16 protein-coding genes are annotated in these 16,572 nt (G+C 59.3%); 1 reads left to right on the top strand and 15 read right to left on the bottom strand.

The window, feature by feature from the left end:
• Nucleotides 1-51: 51 nt before the first annotated feature.
• The 13 genes from NXT3_RS23175 to NXT3_RS23115 form a co-directional block, all read right to left on the bottom strand.
• Nucleotides 52-252: a 4Fe-4S binding protein gene (locus NXT3_RS23175; RefSeq protein WP_037390218.1), complete on the bottom strand. Its 201-nt coding sequence runs from the start codon at nucleotides 250-252 to the stop codon at nucleotides 52-54.
• Between the two features lie 30 nt (nucleotides 253-282).
• Nucleotides 283-1,764 (bottom strand): nitrogenase cofactor biosynthesis protein NifB, encoded by a 1,482-nt coding sequence (gene nifB / locus NXT3_RS23170; RefSeq protein ID WP_104840597.1) that lies wholly within the window; start codon nucleotides 1,762-1,764, stop codon nucleotides 283-285.
• Between the two features lie 230 nt (nucleotides 1,765-1,994).
• Nucleotides 1,995-3,743, bottom strand: coding sequence for a nif-specific transcriptional activator NifA (nifA, locus tag NXT3_RS23165; protein WP_104840596.1), 1,749 nt, complete (start codon nucleotides 3,741-3,743; stop codon nucleotides 1,995-1,997).
• Between the two features lie 144 nt (nucleotides 3,744-3,887).
• On the bottom strand, nucleotides 3,888-4,187 hold the full coding sequence (locus tag NXT3_RS23160) for a ferredoxin family protein (RefSeq protein WP_064254487.1): 300 nt from the start codon (nucleotides 4,185-4,187) through the stop codon (nucleotides 3,888-3,890).
• Nucleotides 4,188-4,199: 12 nt separating this feature from the next.
• Nucleotides 4,200-5,507, bottom strand: coding sequence for an FAD-binding protein (locus tag NXT3_RS23155; RefSeq protein ID WP_104840595.1), 1,308 nt, complete (start codon nucleotides 5,505-5,507; stop codon nucleotides 4,200-4,202).
• Between the two features lie 12 nt (nucleotides 5,508-5,519).
• The gene (locus NXT3_RS23150; RefSeq protein ID WP_104840594.1) at nucleotides 5,520-6,629 is read right to left on the bottom strand and encodes an electron transfer flavoprotein subunit alpha/FixB family protein; all 1,110 of its coding nucleotides are present in this window, start codon (nucleotides 6,627-6,629) and stop codon (nucleotides 5,520-5,522) included.
• A gap of 15 nt (nucleotides 6,630-6,644) precedes the next feature.
• Nucleotides 6,645-7,496 (bottom strand): electron transfer flavoprotein subunit beta/FixA family protein, encoded by an 852-nt coding sequence (locus tag NXT3_RS23145; RefSeq protein ID WP_104840593.1) that lies wholly within the window; start codon nucleotides 7,494-7,496, stop codon nucleotides 6,645-6,647.
• Nucleotides 7,497-7,680: 184 nt separating this feature from the next.
• The gene (gene nifW / locus NXT3_RS23140; RefSeq protein ID WP_037390211.1) at nucleotides 7,681-8,064 is read right to left on the bottom strand and encodes a nitrogenase stabilizing/protective protein NifW; all 384 of its coding nucleotides are present in this window, start codon (nucleotides 8,062-8,064) and stop codon (nucleotides 7,681-7,683) included.
• A 146-nt stretch (nucleotides 8,065-8,210) separates the two neighbouring features.
• Nucleotides 8,211-9,362, bottom strand: a complete 1,152-nt coding sequence (locus NXT3_RS23135; RefSeq protein WP_104840694.1) for a hydroxymethylglutaryl-CoA lyase-like TIM-barrel protein — start codon at nucleotides 9,360-9,362, stop codon at nucleotides 8,211-8,213.
• A gap of 22 nt (nucleotides 9,363-9,384) precedes the next feature.
• Nucleotides 9,385-10,575, bottom strand: coding sequence for a cysteine desulfurase NifS (gene nifS, locus NXT3_RS23130; RefSeq protein ID WP_104840592.1), 1,191 nt, complete (start codon nucleotides 10,573-10,575; stop codon nucleotides 9,385-9,387).
• Nucleotides 10,572-11,372, bottom strand: coding sequence for an iron-sulfur cluster assembly scaffold protein (locus NXT3_RS33370; RefSeq protein WP_423828010.1), 801 nt, complete (start codon nucleotides 11,370-11,372; stop codon nucleotides 10,572-10,574). The genes nifS and NXT3_RS33370 overlap by 4 nt, the downstream gene beginning before the upstream one ends.
• 43 nt (nucleotides 11,373-11,415) lie before the next feature.
• Nucleotides 11,416-11,736: an iron-sulfur cluster assembly accessory protein gene (locus NXT3_RS23120; RefSeq protein ID WP_037390208.1), complete on the bottom strand. Its 321-nt coding sequence runs from the start codon at nucleotides 11,734-11,736 to the stop codon at nucleotides 11,416-11,418.
• Between the two features lie 646 nt (nucleotides 11,737-12,382).
• A complete protein-coding gene (locus tag NXT3_RS23115; protein WP_037390207.1) occupies nucleotides 12,383-12,928 on the bottom strand; it encodes a hypothetical protein in 546 nt (181 codons plus the stop codon).
• 603 nt (nucleotides 12,929-13,531) lie between these two features.
• Between NXT3_RS23115 and NXT3_RS23110 the strand changes: the two genes are divergently transcribed.
• Nucleotides 13,532-14,065 (top strand): nitrogen fixation protein NifQ, encoded by a 534-nt coding sequence (locus NXT3_RS23110; RefSeq protein ID WP_104840590.1) that lies wholly within the window; start codon nucleotides 13,532-13,534, stop codon nucleotides 14,063-14,065.
• A 51-nt stretch (nucleotides 14,066-14,116) separates the two neighbouring features.
• Here the strand turns inward: NXT3_RS23110 and rpoN are convergent, their stop codons facing one another.
• Together rpoN and NXT3_RS23100 are read right to left on the bottom strand one after the other, a co-directional pair.
• On the bottom strand, nucleotides 14,117-15,571 hold the full coding sequence (gene rpoN, locus NXT3_RS23105) for an RNA polymerase factor sigma-54 (protein WP_104840589.1): 1,455 nt from the start codon (nucleotides 15,569-15,571) through the stop codon (nucleotides 14,117-14,119).
• A gap of 77 nt (nucleotides 15,572-15,648) precedes the next feature.
• Nucleotides 15,649-16,188: a peroxiredoxin gene (locus tag NXT3_RS23100; protein ID WP_104840588.1), complete on the bottom strand. Its 540-nt coding sequence runs from the start codon at nucleotides 16,186-16,188 to the stop codon at nucleotides 15,649-15,651.
• Nucleotides 16,189-16,572 lie beyond the last annotated feature (384 nt).

The raw sequence follows: 16,572 nt of genomic DNA, 5'->3' as shown, positions 1-16,572 counted from the left end.
ACTGCATGATATCGATAAAGGAGCGCAACGCGTGCCGGGGGGAAATCCTGACTATGCCGGAACGGGAACGCAGGTCTTGGGCACTGGACATACGAAGGCACATTGCTGCAGCTCGAAAGTGCCCTTGCATTCGGTGCACTTGTTCGGATCGATCACGTAGGCCTCGCCCTTGAACTTGATCGCGCCGGAGGGACATTCGAACTCGCAGGCGCCGCACTGGGTGCATTGGGATGCGATGATCCTGAAGGCCATTTTCAGCTCCTCGTTCGGTTGGAATCGGGCTCAAGCAGTGGCCGTCAGTGGTTCGGCCCCAGACTCTTCGGCATAAAGTGCGCTGATGGCCGTCTCGATGTAGTCATAGCCATAATCGTCAATTGCTCGGATACCAGCATCCCTGAGCTGATCTTTGGGGCAATGTCCGATTTTGGCGCACAGGACGATATCTATGCCTTCGAGCGCGGCGATGGCGGTCTCGAGCGCATGCTCCTCACCCCAGCCGCCGCGGCAATACTGCTCTACCTTGCGATGCCCGACGAAGTTGATACCGCTCGCCGAGGCTTCATAGACCTGGAATTCCTTTGCATGTCCGAAGTGTTCGTTGATTCGGCCGCCGCCCTTCGTTGCCACTGCGAAATGAAGCGATCCGTTGGAGCCCGCCGCTTTGATCACTCCGATCGCCTCCTTCTTGGCAGCCACGTGATCGCCTCGCTCGCGCGCGACCACCTCACGATAGGCCTCGCGCTTGCTGGCGTCGTAGCTGACCTCATCCGGGATCTGATCGAGGGTAAATTCGCCGCCGCGATCCTCGCCGAGCAGGCCGACTGCATCGGCCCGGCACTGCCGACAATGGCGCATCAGCTTCGCACCCCCATCGAGACGATCTTGAAGCGCCTTCAGTTCGGTCGCCCGCGGGCCGCGCTGCCCGGTCAGGCCATAATGCGTGCCATGCGCCGGGTCGGAGATCAGCGGCATCACGTTGTGCAGGAACGCACCGCGATCCTTGACCCATCTGTTCACCTCAAGCAGGTGCTCGTCGTTGACACCGGGGATCATCACCGAATTGACCTTGGTGAGGATGCCGCGCGCCGTCAGCATCTCCAGACCCAGCATCTGCCGCTCATGCAGGATTCTGGCGGCTTCCAGCCCGGTGAAGCGGCGGTGGTCATGAAAAATCCATGGGTATATCTTCGCGCCGACTCTTGGATCGACCATGTTGATGGTGATCGTCACGTGATCAACATTCATGTCGGCAAGCTCGCCGACATGGTCCGGCAGCGCTAGACCGTTGGTTGAAAGACACAGCTTGATATCGGGGATCTCCCGGGCCACGCGTTCAAATGTCGCCTTTGTCTTCTTCCAGTCATAACAGGCATCGCCTGGTCCGGCGATACCGAGCACGGAAAGCTGCGGGACTTCATTGGCGACCGCAACGACCTTTCTGAGCGCCTGGTCAGGCGTCAGCTTTTCCGAGACGACCCCAGGCCGGCTTTCGTTGGCGCAGTCATATTTACGATTGCAGTAATTGCACTGGATATTGCAGGCTGGTGCGACCGCGACGTGCATGCGCGCGAAATAATGGTGCGCTTCTTCTGAGTAGCAGGGATGATCCTTGATCTTCTCCCAGACAGTCGGCTCGACGTCGTGCGGCTTTGCGGACGAACCGCACGATGACGCGGCGCAAGCAGTGGACTTCGCGGTGGCCAGCAGCTGGTTCATGGTCGTGGTGCTGGTCAGACTCTTGAGCGAAATCATCGGTGGGGACATTGAAGGCTCCGTTGCTGCGTAACGTCGCGGTTCAAAAAGCAAAGGCCATGCCAATGAAAAGAGCTGCTCTTTTCAACAGCTTAGCTTCATTGTCCGTTTCCCTCCATTTGCGACCAGACAGTCATTTGTCAGGCATTCGACATGGACAAGACACGGGGTAAGATGGCGGGGCGGCTCGAGTGCATGAGGGGAGGAGGGCAGGTCGGGCCTGCCGTTCGACCACACCAGGCTTAGAACTTCTTCACCTCGATTTGATGCCGGCGGATGGCATAACCAACCTGACGTGGCGTGAGGCCGAGGAGGCGAGCCGCCTTGGCCTGAACCCAGCCGGATCTCTCCATCGCGTCGATCAGCCGTTCGCGCTCAGTCAGGCGCGCACCGATTGCAGGGCAAGCAGGATCGTTCGGATCACAGGCCTTGGAGGAGACCTCGCCTAGAGAGGCGCCGTCGCGCCTGGCCGCAAACGGGGATCCAGCCGACATTGTCCTCGCTCTGGTGGGCTCATCGATGCCATTGTCGCCGATTAAACCGTTCGGTCCCTTCCACAGAAGCGCCGAGAGGCACTGGCTGTTCTTGCAGGCGAAATCCAACGGACCGATCGTCCTTGACGGCGCGAGAGTTGCCGTCCTTCGCACGCAGTTTTCAAGTTCACGGACGTTCCCGGGGAAGCGGCATTGCGAGACCAGGTCAAGCGCCGCCGGCGCGAATGTGAGTTCGCGCCCATTCTCCTTGTTGAATCGCTTGAGGAAGACTTTCGCCAGGCGAGAAATGTCGCCGGGTCGATCCCTGAGCGGCGGCAACACAATCGGAACTACATTGATGCGGTAATAAAGATCAGCCCTGAACTCTCCATTGGCGACAGCCGTTTCGAGATTCTTGTTGGTGGCGCATATTAGCCGAACGTCGACCTTTAGCGTTCTGGTGCCGCCGACCCGCTCCAGTTCACCTTCCTGCAAGACGCGCAACAGCTTGGCCTGAAAGGCAGGCGAGATTTCGCCGATCTCGTCAAGCAACAGTGTTCCGCCGTTTGCCAGTTCGAAACGGCCCGCGCGCTGCGAGATAGCCCCGGTGAAGGCACCCTTTTCATGCCCGAATAGCTCCGATTCAAGAACGCCTTCGGGCAGCGCGGCGCAGTTCAATCTTACGAAAGATTTCTTCCTTCTAGGTGAAAGCTCGTGGATGGCCTGTGCAAAGAATTCCTTGCCGGTGCCGCTTTCGCCCCGCAGGAGTACGGTGGTGTTGGTCGGGGCCACGGCCGAAACGGTTGCGAGCACCTCCTTGACAGCGGGGCTTTCCCCGACGATCCAGTCGATTTTGGCAGGCAACCGCCCGCCGATGTCGTTCCGCTCACCGTCGGGAGAGCTCTCGTGGCTGCGTTCCTCGTCCGTGAGCCGCTTGTCATCGATGCCAAAACTGCGATGGAGCCAGATCGTCTGGCCGACAAGGTTGGCGACCATTGTGAGAAAGCCTACGTCATCGTCATAGGGAATGTCGGTGGTGTCGCCCCTGACGCGAAAGATCGACAATGTGCCAAGTATTTTGCGCTCGGCCTTTACCGGAACACCAATAAAGCGGCCTGGGATGGTGGTGCCGATGGAAGACGCTTGACGGTCGAGTTGAAGGAGCTCCGACTTGCTGGCATCCTGTATGACGACCGGTGCTCCGGTAGCAACGATCTCGTCGATTGCGGCCTGGGATACAACTCGGCCGCTGCCGGAATGAGGTGAGGGTGTAATGCCCGCAGTCGCGACAATTTCTGGCTCGTTTTCATTTTCCAGGACGACGATTGCTGCGTCACGCATTTCCAGCATCGAGGAGAGGATGTTCACGACATTGGTGAGCGTGATCTCCAGCCGGGTAGGTGCGGTCAGGACTTTCGATATCTGGTAAATTCCGCTGACAAAGGGATCCGCCTTGTTGTTTGTGCCTGATCCAGACCGCCCTCCTTCTTCGAACCGACCGCGCAGCATGTGAGCCATTGAAATTCCTCAGTGGTTGTCAGGTGCTCCTCCCAAGCGACCTTTTGCTTCTGAACTTTGGAAGCATATTACCCCAACTCCTTTTTGCATGTTTTCGACAACCTGAACAAGCGAATGCTGGTTCCGATACGCGCGCGAGCCTCGTCAACCAAACTTGAAGAGGACGCCGTAGCCGCCTCGCGGGTAATTCCACTCGATCTCACCACTTGCCTCGCACAGGATCCTGCATGTGCCGCATTCCATGCACCCGTCGGCGGTGATCTCGACTTGGCCGTTGTCATTCAACTCATAGCATTTGGCCGGGCAAACGCTCGTCAGGGCGAAGAGGTTCGCGCTCGGCCACTTGTGCGGTCGCACTTTAATGTGCGGACGTCCTGAGTCGACGACGTAGCGGTTCTGGTAGAGCTTGTCCTCTACACGTAAGTTGGTGACAGCAATCGTCATCTCATCTCTCCTTCAGCGCCAGGCGAATGCCAAGCGCACTGCATCACCGACGAGCCCCCATCGCGAACGAGCCTTGATGAAGGCGGCAGTGGTTGCCCGTTCCTTATCGAGCTTCGGGGTGCTGTCGACACGCATGAAATTCTGTGCCGCCTGCGACAGCAATTGCGGATAAGTTGTGAAAAAATTGCGGGAATTCGTGTGAAGAAGGGCAGGCATATCCTTGTATTTCCTCAAGTCTTTGATGACGAAGGACTTGTCCATCATTGACTTGTAGAGGGCGAGGTTTTCCTTCGTCATTGGCCGCCCACCTTTCTTGACCAGGAAGATAGCCTCACCGGCGAGGCGCCCGGACGTCATGGCGAGGTTGGATCCTTCGCGGTGCACCGCATTATTGAGCTGTGCTGCGTCGCCTACCACCACCCAGCCGTTTCCGAAGAGCTGCGGGATGGCCCTGTAACCACCTTCCGGAATGAGATGAGCGGCATATTCCTTGACCTCCGAACCTGCGATCAGCGTCCGGATCGACGGATGGTTCTTGAAGCTTTCGAGCAGCTCGTAAGGGCTCTCCATTGTCGCGGCGAAATCCGAGACGAGGCAGCCGATGCCGATCGAGATCGACTCTTTGTTGGTATAGAGGAAGGCGAGCCCGGCCATGCTGCGGGAGATGGTGCCCGCCGCCTCGATCACGCAGCCTTCGTTTGCCTTCAGGCCGAACCGCTGGTCGATCACCTCTTCGGGCAGGAAATGCATTTCCTTGACTGCGAGCGCCACGTTTTGAGGCTTTGGCGTCTCACGCAGGCCAGCCCGCGTGCCGAGAAGCCCATTGACCCCTTCTGCGAGAACGACCACGTCCGCAAGGATCATGTCGCCGGTGCGGTCGGTAAGAACGCCGATCACCTTTCCGTCGCTGTCGCGGGCGAGTTCCGTCACCGTCGTCTCGCAAAGAACCGTCGCTCCCGCCTCGCGCACCTTGCGGGAAAACCACTTGTCGAACTGGGCGCGAATGACCGTATAGCGGTTGTGTCTTGACTCGTTGAAGTCATCCGAGCGGTACTGCATCCCGATGTGGGATGTGTCGTCCATCATCCAGAACCGCTGCTCGATCAGATGCCGCTCCAACGGCGCATCATCTCGAAAGTCCGGGATGATTTTCTCCAGCATGTTCGAGTACATGATGGCGCCCTGGACATTCTTGGAACCCGGGTATTCACCGCGCTCCAGCTGCAGCACCTTGAGGCCGCGGCTGGCCATCGTGTAAGCGGCCGCGTTGCCGGCCATACCGGCCCCGATAACGATGGCGTCGAACTTTTCCTCGGTCATGGCCCGTATTCCTCAGTTCGCAAGCTTGTCGCGACTGTGCGGCGACAGCCGATGGGTGAAGACTTCCGTCAATGACGGCAGGAAGCGGATTGCATCGGTTACGACGCCGAGGTGTGCGAAATCGAAGATCGGCGCGTTCGGGTCGGTATTGATCGCTACGATGAGATCAGCTCCCCCGACACCAACCCGGTGCTGGATGGCGCCCGAGATTCCGGCCGCTATATAGAGCTTCGGCCGGATAGTCTTGCCCGTCTGGCCGATCTGCCGATCAGCCGGCATCCAGCCCTTCTGGACCAGTGGGCGCGAACAGCCATATTCGGCCCCAATCACCCGTGCGAGATTTTTCACGAGCTTCAGGTTCTCGGCCGCGCCGAGACCGAGGCCGCCGGCAACTACGACGTCGGCATAGGCGAGGTTGGCGCTCAACGACTGGCCGTCGGAGAGGAAACCGAGGGCCTTGGTGACGATCTCTTCCTCTACCATCGGCACTTCGTGCTGAATGACGCGACCGACCGGCTTGTTCGTTCGCTCCGGCATGGCCATGACCCTTGGCCGCACGGTGGCCATCTGCGGGCGGCAGTTGAGCGTGTAGATCGTGCAGAGCAGGGAGCCGCCGAAAGTCGGCCGTGTCGCCGCAAGCGAGCCGTCGGTATCCACGTCGAGTTCGGTGCAGTCGGCGGTTAGCCCTGTCAACAGGGTCGTCGCCACGGAACCGGCAAGGTCGCGGCCGAGCGTCGTCGCACCCAAAAGCAGAACCTCCGGTTTGTAGGTCTCGACCAGATCCGTCATCGCTTTGGTGAAAGGCTCGTTGCGATAGTCGGCGAGCAGTGGGGCCTCGACGATGTAGGCCAGGTCGGCCCCATATGCGAAGGCCTCGGCGACGGCATGCCAGGTAGCCTCCCCCGGCGGGCCTAGAACGACGCCGGCAAGCTCGACGCCCAGCTGGTCAGCGAGCTTGCGGCCTTCGCCGAGCAGCTCGAAGGAGACGGGATGGACCTGGCCGCGTTCCAGCTCGATGAAGACCCAAACGTGCCGATAGTCCTTGAAATGCTCTGGCAGCTCCTTCTTCATGCCGGCCCGGCCAGCGGCTGGAGGAGGGGTGTCTCGTTTCGTGTCCAACATCGGCTCTCCTTGCCTTCAATCGTCGCCGTCGAAGGCGAGCTCGTCTTCCAGCGCCGGCTGGCGCGAGAAGATCCCGGCGATCAATTCTTCAGCAAGATCGCGGGACGTCTTTTCGGTGGTGTCGATCTGCTCCGCCTTTTCGGCCCGCGCAGTAGGGGCAAAGACGCGCTTGACGACGGTTGGAGAACCGCGCAGGCCGCATTTGGTGAGGTCCTCAATGCCGGCGTCGGCCGCGTTCCACTTCACGATCTGGCTGCGTGCGGCGCGCAGCGCGTCGTCGAGAGAGCCGCGGCGGATCTCGTTGGTGCCTTCCAGCATTGTGATGAGGCAGGGGAGCTTGGTCATCAGCGTCTGCGTGCCTCCTTCCGAGCGGCGCTCCACCGTGATCTCGCGCGCATCGAGATCGATCGAAACGATCTTCGCGACGTAAGTGAGCTGCAAAAAGTCGAGGCGCTTGGCGATGCCGGGTCCGACCTGGGCGGTGTCGCCGTCGATCGTCTGCTTGCCCGTGAAGACGATGTCAGGCGCACCGAAGGTCTCTCCAATCTTTGCAATGGCCTGAGAAAGAGCGAATGAGGTCGCCAGGGTGTCGGAGCCGGCAAAATACCGGTCCGTCAAAAGCACGGCGCGGTCGGCGCCGTAAGTGAGGGCCTTGCGCAATGAGTCCTCTGCCATGGGCGGCCCCATGGTCAGCACGGTGACCTCGCCGCCATGGCAGTCGCGCAATCTGAGGGCTTCTTCAAGGGCGAACAGGTCATAGGGGTTGATGATGGTCGGCACCCCCTGACGCATGATCGTGTTCGTCACCGGATGGACGCGTATCTGAGCGGAGTCCGGCACCTGCTTGATACAGATTAGGATGTGCATGGCGGTCTTTTACTCTTCCCTGTCCGAATTTTCCGGTTTGTCGCCTTTAGCCAGCATCATTTGTGCCAAACGCTCCGCACTCTCCTATGCGACTGAAAGGAATGTAGATTTCCGGACAAGGGGTGTTTGCGCCGCTACTGGTTTGTCGGAGTTTCGACAGCATCTTGTCGCAAGCGCGACGCGCTCATTCCCTCCCAAACGGTTTCAGGACGGAGTCTAACGGGACAAAGGCGCGGGCCGATGTGGCGGGATTATCCGGATCGTGATCCTTGAGCACCTTGAAGACCCGGTGCTTGAGGGGCGATGAAGTCGCGAAATCCTCGTAGGCCCGTTCCAGCATGGCGTGGGCCCGGGCCGCGATCACCTGATCGGGTAGACCGGAGAAGTCCTCTTCGGCGAGGTATTGGCCCATACGCTTCATGATGTGGAGTCGCGAGACATCGAGCACTTTCGGGTCATAAGAGACGCCAAGCACTGCAAAGAACTCCTCTGCAGCCGACAGACCCTTCAGCCGCGCGAGGATGTCACTAGCATTAATATGGTCAGTCCTATTAGAACACTTGCACATTGTATTCTCCGGTCGACGATAGATGGCGCGTTAGAATCGGCAAGCACGCCGGAGCGTTACTGTCATCGGCGATCACGGAACGCTTTTTTCACGGCGTACGGCTGCCATATCGACCAAGCTGGCGGAGCGGAATGACATTGTCCGGCTCACTCGCTTCCAAGATAGCGGTCTGACGATGCACGACATAGTTCGTCGTAAAGCTTGACCAGTTGGGTTTCAGTGACGGTCGATTTGGTCTCGCACGCCTGGGAGCGGACGCGGGAGATGATCGCGGCTGCTAGATCCGGGTCAAGTTCGCGCCCCTTTTCTTTCAGCACTTGTGCAATGGCAGTGGCGTCAGAATGCTTGCCGATGACAATCTGTTGGCGGCGGCCAACGAGAGCCGGATCGAGACCCTGGTAAGTACAGGGTTCCTTGAGCAGCTCTGCGACATCCAGTCCGGTTTCCTGGGTGAAGCTATCCGCGCCGACCACCGGCTTGATGGCTGGTATGCGGCGGCCGACGACACGCGCCACGTGGGCGGCGAGCTCGGGTAACGCTTTGAGGGAAATGCCGATATTTTCGCCGTCGAGCACAGCCAGTGCTGCAGCGACCTCTTCGAGCGCGGCATTGCCGGCGCGCTCGCCCAGGCCGCCGACGGTTACGCAGGCATGCCACGCCCCGGCGCGGATCGCCGCCAGCGTGTTGGCGGTAGCAAGGCCGAAGTCGTTGCGACCATGAAATTCCAGATCCATCAGGAACTGTGACGCCAACTCGGAGACAAGATCGAACGTCGAGAAGGGGTCGAGAACTCCGATTGTGTCGGCCAGCCTGACGCGGCTTGCGCCCGCGCGCGCAGCCGTCTCGATCACATGGGCGAGATGAGCCCGGTCGGCGCGCGATGCATCCTCGCATTCCACCGCCACGAAGAGTCCCCGATTGGCTGCGCGCCCGACCACCCTCTCGACGACTTTGAGCGCTCCTGCCCGATCAAGGCCGAGCTTGCCGGTCAGTTGGATGTCCGATGCGGGCAGGGCCAGATTGACGGCGGGCACCCCGCATTCAATTGCTGCGTCGAGATCCTCTGACGTCATCCGGCACCAGGCGACGAGCCGAACGGGGAGACCCAATGCGACCACCGCGCGAATTGTTTCGATCTCGTCGGGGCTGATGCCCGGCGTGCCGATCTCGATTTCCCAGACGCCGGCGGCGGCGAGCGACTCGGCGAGCCCCAACTTTTCTGCCGTAGTGAAGGCGACGCCAGGCGCCCGCTCACCGTCGCGCATGGTGGTATCGTTGAGAAAGATTTGCCGTTTCATGAGCCGAGGCCGCCTCTTCTCCTCAGCGCAGACCAGATCGCCGCTCTTCCGCAGGCGATCCATATCGGGGCATGTCGCGCAACTTCTCGACTATCCCGGGTATCACCTCGAGCACCCGGTCCACATCCTCCTCGCTGTTGTGGCGTGAGAAGGAGAAGCGGATTGTCCCGTGTGCCGCGCTATCAGGATAGTTCATTGCCTTCAAGACATGGCTCGGTTCCAGCGAGCGGGAGCTGCAAGCGGAGCCGGAGGAGCAGGCAATCCCATAACGGCTGAGGAGAAACAGCATGCCATCGGCTTCGACCTGGTGGAAGGAGATGTTCGCAGTATTCGGCAAGCGCTCCAGTGGGTCGCCGGTGACGACGGCGTATGGAACACGCTTGAGAACACCTTTCTCCAAGCGGTCTCGCAGTGATTTTATCCGTGTGTTCTCATCGTCCATGAATTTCAAGGCGAGTTCGGCTGCTTTGCCTAACCCGACTATGCCTGGCGTATTTTCTGTACCCGCGCGCCTGCCCCGTTCCTGGTGCCCTCCCTTGATCAGCGAGCGGAAGGGTACGCCACGCTTCACGTAGAGGGCGCCGATTCCCTTCGGACCGTGCAGTTTATGGCCGGAGATCGAAAGCATGTCGATTGCAGTCGACTTGAGGTCGATTGGAACCTTGCCGACGGCCTGGACTGCGTCGGTATGGAAAAGGGCACCGACCTCCTTTGCTGAATTTGCGAGTTCGATCGCGGGAAAGATCGTACCCGTTTCGTTGTTCGCCCACATGATCGAGACGATTGCCACACGCGGGCTGAGCGCGGCCTTGTACGCGTCGAGGTCTAGCCGCCCAAGGCGATCAACTGGGACCCTGTGTACCTTGATGCCGCGCGTCTCCTCAAGATCCGCGCAGAGCGTCAGCACGGCCGAATGCTCCACCGCAGAAGTCACGATCTCCAGGCGCTCAGGCAAAACCTCAAGCGCCGAAAGGATCGCTGCATTGTCGCTTTCCGTCCCGCCTGAGGTAAACGCGATCTCGTAGTCGAACTCTGCGCCGATCAGCGCCTGCAACTGCCGGCGCGCTTTTCTCACAGCCACGCCGGCGGAAGAGCCAAACGCGTGCGTCGAAGAAGGATTTCCAAATTGATCCGTGAAGAATGGCAGCATCTCTTCAACCACTTCGGGATCGACTCGTGTCGTCGCGTTGTTATCCAGATAGATAGATCTCATGGACGCATTCTCGGCTGGCGGGGAGCAACGTGAACATTTGTGTGCTCGACCCCCTTGATTGCTCGTGCGCTTAATGACTGAGGCGGCCAGACACGGGACCGAGGCACGTGGTGAGCTGAGGCAGCCTGAACACCGCTGAGATCAGGAGTGTCGCGGTCCCGACAGGCTTCAGGCGAACGCAAGTCCTTGACAGTGATGCGACAGGTCGACTTTGCATCGACGGCGGCCTTTGTTTTGCCGACACGCCTTCTCTCACGCAGTGAGGGCTTCGGTGAACATTGCTGCACGGCCCCCGACAAGCATTTCCTCCAATGCTTTGGAACATGTAACTCCGCTGCTACCAGGCTCCGTGTCGTGAGTGACTTGCCGGTTGGTGGGGAGACAGTTGATGCGGATGTCCTGATGATCACCCTTTCATCAACACTGAAGCTTTTGCACACTGGGGCGCCTCGCTCGCGTGGCCAGATGCGCCCCATACCGCGGATTTTGGCCCTCGAAGCAATTCGTATCGCGGGGCGGTGCGTCCTCTCCTGCAGCAGCCTGTCAATAAACCGCACCGTCTCCCGATGGGTCAGGCGGCACGCTCCGCCGGCAGCCGTACCGAAGATGCGCTCGGCAAATTCCGGCAAGGCGGCGATCGCAGAGCTGCAGCGCAACAGATGGGATCTCGCCGCAGTGATCGCTCCCGCATCGACTCTTGTCATCAAGTCAAGTCTATTGCCGCAGGAGATGGCGCCGACCCTAGTGATCTCAAGAACGCCGGCATTCACCGCGTTGAAGAAAGATTCCTCGACCATTCCGCGATTGTTTCCCATGGCTCTTCTCACTTGAGTCAGGTGATCAGCCAAAGGACTTTCCGCAGGCGCAGGTCTCTTGTGCGTTTGGGTTGTCGAAGACAAATCCGGCGGATTCGACCTCCGTGACGAAGTCGACGGTCATGCCAGCGACTTGCAATTGCGATGCGACGTCTACGAACACCTTTACCCCGTCGGCCTCGATCACGGCGTCGTCCTCGCGCGGCGAGCTTTCCAGCCCCATCAGGTATTTGAAGCCTGAGCAGCCGCCCGCCTGGATCATGATTCGAAAACCTTCCACCGGCTCGGCGGATCGCGAAAGAGCAGCCTTCATGACGGCGACGGCATTCTCGGTGAGCGTGATCATGCGTTGGGTTCCCTCGGACGGATACGTTCGGCGGGCAATCACGCATCCGCCGTGCCAAAGGAAAAACTGTTTGCAAACAACAATATGCCTCTGACGCTGGTGTCGCATGTCCGACATCGTCGCACATGGGACAGGAAACCGGGCGCCAGCCAATACGCTGCAACAAAGTATCGTTGTTGGGTTGCCCTTAACTGGACTTCGCCTCGGCTCGCTCTCCGCGGCACTGCCAAGTCATCGATGGTTGCTGCAGATTGTGCCCGATGTCGTGAGATGCATTTTCTCACGCGGCAGTTGTTACCGGCTGACGTCCAAACCCCCTGCGCAAGATCATGAGCGTATTTCGGCGAGATCGGCTGAAAGTGCGGCGTGTGCGCCTGCGTTCGCAGACCCGCTCTGACCTGGTTCCGGCCTTATGAATTCTCCCACGTTCAGCGGGTCTGGCAAGATTTTGCTGCAACATGGTCGCGACCGCAATTTCCTCACTGGTTGATGGTTGGGGCGGAAGAACGCCTTGCCTTCGAGGCTTGGGACCCCGACAGTCTGGCTGCAGAGATGCGAGCGAAGGCCTGTCAGGTGCGACAGGCGCTTTTGGAAGGCTAGCAGAGACCTGGTGTGCCGCACGGGCGGGGCGTGGGCATCGACCTCTTCACTCAACGGCTTCGAGCGTCTCGAAGTGAAACGGGCCGCGTACGCCGGTTGAAAAGCGCTCGGCCGCATTGAGCGCTATCGCCAACCTTTCATGAGGCGGAGAGTCGGCCGATGCGAAAAGCGCGCCCAGTGCGATTTGTTGGCCGCATCCACAGGCGTCGAAGCCATCGGCCGCCTCGCCAACCTGATAGTCCGTGTGGATTTTGAAGAGCCGTCCGTGATAGCCGACGAGGAAGGTGCCACCGCTCTCAGCTTCGTTGTGCTTCTGTGCGAAGCCGCCATCTTGAAGGCATCGGCGAAGCGCGTTCACAAACTCGGTTACCATAAATGCGTAGACATCTGTTTTGGCATGCCTTTCCGGCGGATCGAAGGAGTGTGCCAACAACTGGCCCAATCTAAAGGAGCTCGTAAATCCGAAGATGAAGTCTTGCTTGCGGAAAACCTTGCGATCGGCCCGGATGGTAAGCGATTGGCCGCCCACACCAGCGCTGTCGCCGCCGATGTGAACTGACCCATTATTGGTAAGACCGACAATGCATGTCATTCGCCGCGGCTCCTCCTCATGTGGGCTACATCCAGCCTTCTGAATATCGATGGTCGCGCGAGCAGCCTAGGCGTGGCCCCACAGCTTTCGCTTGCCCCGAGCGTAATCTGCAAGCACCGTACCAACCAGCGCCCGAGCTTGGGCGATCGTGACACCTTTTGGGACGGTCTTCTTCGTTTCGTCTTCGGGTATCGGGCACAGCGCGCCACGTGCTCGCATCCGGCGGCGCCGAGAATCGACCCCGAGACGATTGTTTGACGCATCGGGAGGCGGCGCTGTCGGGTTTTGTCTGTTCCGAGACACCGTGTTCGACCCGTTCCTGCTCAAACTCTCATCTTAAGTTGTTGAATGAAGCTCGGAAAATCGGGTTTCAGGAGGTTTCTCGCGCAGCTGGCACGAGTTTTGAAATTCCCGTGTCATGGGTGGCGGGACCTGCCGACCGATATGACATCCATGGATGAGAACGGAAGGACGAGCAGTATGTCAGATCGGCGTCAGATGCGCATTTTCTCCGGGACGGGCATCACCCGTGGAGTGCGTATATCCTACCGGTCCAGTCGGCGGCGACACTCACAACCGTCCGGCACTGGCGGGTGGCCGCGTATGGACCTCGAGATGGATTTCGACGAACATGTGCTTGCCTGTGTTCTTTCGCGTGCGCTGGAGGAGATCGAGGCGGGAGAGGCGACGGCGACCGAGGCAACCGGCCTCTCAAGTGGAGAGTTGCTGGACATCCTGACGCGCTGTTTTCCAACAAGCCTCATCCACGGCTTCTCCTTGGATGAGGTGAGCGATCCCGAGCCGGGCATGGAAGAAGAACTTCTGCGTCGCCTGCTGACGACGCATGCCCGCCCCGGCAACCCCGCGAGCGCCCATTTCGCCAAGATTGTCGCCCGGCGTGCCTTGCGCGATGGCCATCTCTGGCAGGAGCTCGGCCTCGTCGACCGGTCCGAGCTCAGCCGTTTGCTTGAAACGCATTTCCCTAAGCTCGCGGAGGGCAACACAAACAACATGAAATGGAAGAAGTATCTCTACCACAAGCTCTGCGAGGCTGAAGGCTTTTCCCTTTGTTCCGCGCCGAGTTGCCGGGAATGCAACGAGTTCAAGAGTTGCTTCGGACCGGAGGAAGGCGGCTAGGCGGCCTCGCCGGGATACGCTCGGGATCATCGGCCAGCGAAACGGGGGCCGTCAGGCTTTTGATCGCCATTGAATCCGTACACGATTTTCGCGGCGGCGTTGCACGGAGGAGGGTATGTTCATTGCCTCCCGATATTTTGTGACGGTGCGGCGCGCAATGCTGATGCCGGTTTCCTTGAGCCGGGCGACGATTTCATCGTCGGAAAGCACTTCATCGGCGGCTTCTGCGGCGATGATCGCCTTGATGCGATGGCGGACAGCTTCAGCGGAATGCGCATCCCCGCCTTGGGTGGAGGCGATCGCGACCGTGAAAAAGTACTTTAGCTCGAAGACGCCGCGCGGAGTGAGCATGTACTTGTTCGATGTCACCCGACTTACAGTCGACTCGTGCATGTCGATCGCCTCAGCGACGGTCTTAAGGTTGAGCGGCCGAAGATGGGCAATGCCATGCTCTAGAAATACATCCTGTTGGCGGACGATTTCAGTTGCTACCTTGAGGATCGTTTTGGCGCGCTGATCGAGGCTGCGAACCAGCCAGCTCGCGTTTTCCAGGCATTCGTTGAGGAATGCCTGATCTGCTGAATTGTCTGCGGTCAGGCGAGAGACTTCGGCAAAATAGGTTTGGTTGATGAGCACTTTGGGCAGAGTGTCGGGATTAAGCTCGATTTGCCATCCACCTCCTGGCGAGGGCAGAACCCAGACGTCGGGTATGATATAGTCCGGAGCTCCGGATTGGTATCGGTTTCCAGGCTTGGGATCGAGCGTGCGGACTTCATGCAACATGTCGAGGAGGTCGTCTTCGTCAACTCCGCAATGCCGCGTCAAAGCCTGAAAGTCGCGTTGCGCCAGCATCTCAAGATTGGCGATCAACGCCGCCATCGCCGGGTCGAAGCGATCTCGTTGGCGTAGCTGTATCTCCAGGCATTCGCTGAGAGTTCGAGCGAATATTCCGGGTGGATCAAGGAGCTGCAAGGTTCCGAGAACCCGTTCTACATCAGCCTCTTGGATATTCAGCCTCAGGGCGAGCTCCAACAGGTCTACATGAATATACCCAGTGTCTTCCAGATGACTGGCAAGCTCGCCGGCGATCAGCCGCTCCTGTGGCGTGAATGCAGTAAGGGCGATCTGACGGGCGACATGGTCGTGCAATGTTTCCGCTGAGGCGGCAAACTCCTCCAGGGCAGGCCTTTCGCCGGCGGCGGTGTTGGTTGTGTCGCGGATCGACTTCCATTGCCCGAGCAGTTCCGAGTTTTCGGCCCTCGGCCCATCTGCGTTGTTTGCGCGCGCGCAGATGCTTGGATCTTCCCCCGGGGAGGTCGATGAATCGGCAGAGGCGGCGGTATCGTTTGACGCCAACTCCAGGAATGGGTTCTTCTCTATTTCCTGCTCGACGAACTGATGCAGTTCGGCATGCGCCAGTTGCAGCAAGCGTATCGACGCGATGAGTTGGGGCGTCATCACGAGCGATTGCTGCTGACGCTGAAGAAGGCCTACAAAGGGCTCCATGAAGAGCGAAACTCCTGTCGAGCGACGCACTTTGCCGTGCGTGATGGTAGCGGTGAAACGGTGGCTGCTCCTCTAGATCATGCGGCGGCCGGGGCCTTCAGCCTCTCAAGAATATTTTGCGGAGAAGTGACGCCATAGGGGTCGGCTTCGCAGTTGTCGGACAGGCCTTCCTCCTCGAACCACTGCTCCACCACGCCATTGTTGATTATTGCTGCGTAGCGCCAGGAACGCATCCCGAATCCGAGATTCTCCTTGGCGACCAGCATGCCCATCTTGCGGGTGAATTCGCCCGAGCCGTCGGGAATGAGCTTGACGTTTTTCAGCCCCTGGGCCCTGCTCCAGGCGTTCATGACGAATGCATCATTGACGGAGAGACAGTAGATCTCGTCGATGCGCTCCTTCCGGAACTCGGTGTAGAGATCCTCGAAATCGGGCAGCTGGTAGGTGGAGCAGGTCGGGGTGAAGGCGCCCGGCAGCGAGAACAGGATGACCCGCTTGCCCTTGAAATAGTCGTCCGACGTCTTGGTTTCCCACCGGTATGGGTTTGGCCCACGGATAGACTCATCGCGAACACGCGTGCGGAACGTGACGAAGGGAACCTTCCTCTTCATGGCCATCGATATTGCTCCTCTAGAATAGTAACTAACGCAGTGCTGCTTAGTTAAGGCTCACGCTGATCGACCTAGCCGACATTCCGGTCAAGCAAGTGCCATGCCAATTCCAGATTGCAGGGATTACGCTCTCTTGCGCGGGTCGTCGCGTTTGCTTTGTTGCCTACGTGTCTAGGCCGCGAACTTTCTTGTGTTCGAATTCAGACAAGAATGTCGGCCCCCCGACCAAGCACGTCGGACCGCGTTCCATAGGTGCGGCGACGATCGCCGTTGCGGCGGTGTGTTGCAAGCAGTATGGCAAGGCTTGACTGCCACCTCCTATAGCCGCGCCTTGGAAGATTTCGCCGATGCTAGCGCTCAGGTGACGTCGAGGAGATCATTTGGCGCTTC

The organism is Sinorhizobium fredii, from assembly GCF_002944405.1.
Lineage (GTDB): Bacteria > Pseudomonadota > Alphaproteobacteria > Rhizobiales > Rhizobiaceae > Sinorhizobium > Sinorhizobium fredii_C.
Note: the sequence above shows the minus strand (reverse complement) of the source record. Positions and strands in the feature narration are given on the sequence as shown.

Bases quoted from the DNA above. Each gene is read 5' to 3' on its own strand.
- rpoN (WP_104840589.1), bottom strand. From the start codon at position 15,571: ATGGAGCCCTTTGTAGGCCTTCTTCAGCGTCAGCAGCAATCGCTCGTG.
- NXT3_RS23155 (WP_104840595.1), bottom strand. From the start codon at position 5,507: ATGACCGAGGAAAAGTTCGACGCCATCGTTATCGGGGCCGGTATGGCC.
- NXT3_RS23135 (WP_104840694.1), bottom strand. From the start codon at position 9,362: ATGAAACGGCAAATCTTTCTCAACGATACCACCATGCGCGACGGTGAG.
- NXT3_RS23160 (WP_064254487.1), bottom strand. From the start codon at position 4,187: ATGACGATTGCTGTCACCAACTTACGTGTAGAGGACAAGCTCTACCAG.
- NXT3_RS23110 (WP_104840590.1), top strand. From the start codon at position 13,532: ATGGACCTCGAGATGGATTTCGACGAACATGTGCTTGCCTGTGTTCTT.
- nifS (WP_104840592.1), bottom strand. From the start codon at position 10,575: ATGAGATCTATCTATCTGGATAACAACGCGACGACACGAGTCGATCCC.
- nifW (WP_037390211.1), bottom strand. From the start codon at position 8,064: ATGTGCAAGTGTTCTAATAGGACTGACCATATTAATGCTAGTGACATC.
- nifA (WP_104840596.1), bottom strand. From the start codon at position 3,743: ATGGCTCACATGCTGCGCGGTCGGTTCGAAGAAGGAGGGCGGTCTGGA.
- NXT3_RS23120 (WP_037390208.1), bottom strand. From the start codon at position 11,736: ATGATCACGCTCACCGAGAATGCCGTCGCCGTCATGAAGGCTGCTCTT.
- NXT3_RS23115 (WP_037390207.1), bottom strand. From the start codon at position 12,928: ATGACATGCATTGTCGGTCTTACCAATAATGGGTCAGTTCACATCGGC.
- NXT3_RS23145 (WP_104840593.1), bottom strand. From the start codon at position 7,496: ATGCACATCCTAATCTGTATCAAGCAGGTGCCGGACTCCGCTCAGATA.
- nifB (WP_104840597.1), bottom strand. From the start codon at position 1,764: ATGTCCCCACCGATGATTTCGCTCAAGAGTCTGACCAGCACCACGACC.
- NXT3_RS23175 (WP_037390218.1), bottom strand. From the start codon at position 252: ATGGCCTTCAGGATCATCGCATCCCAATGCACCCAGTGCGGCGCCTGC.
- NXT3_RS23100 (WP_104840588.1), bottom strand. From the start codon at position 16,188: ATGGCCATGAAGAGGAAGGTTCCCTTCGTCACGTTCCGCACGCGTGTT.
- NXT3_RS33370 (WP_423828010.1), bottom strand. From the start codon at position 11,372: ATGGTCGAGGAATCTTTCTTCAACGCGGTGAATGCCGGCGTTCTTGAG.
- NXT3_RS23150 (WP_104840594.1), bottom strand. From the start codon at position 6,629: ATGTTGGACACGAAACGAGACACCCCTCCTCCAGCCGCTGGCCGGGCC.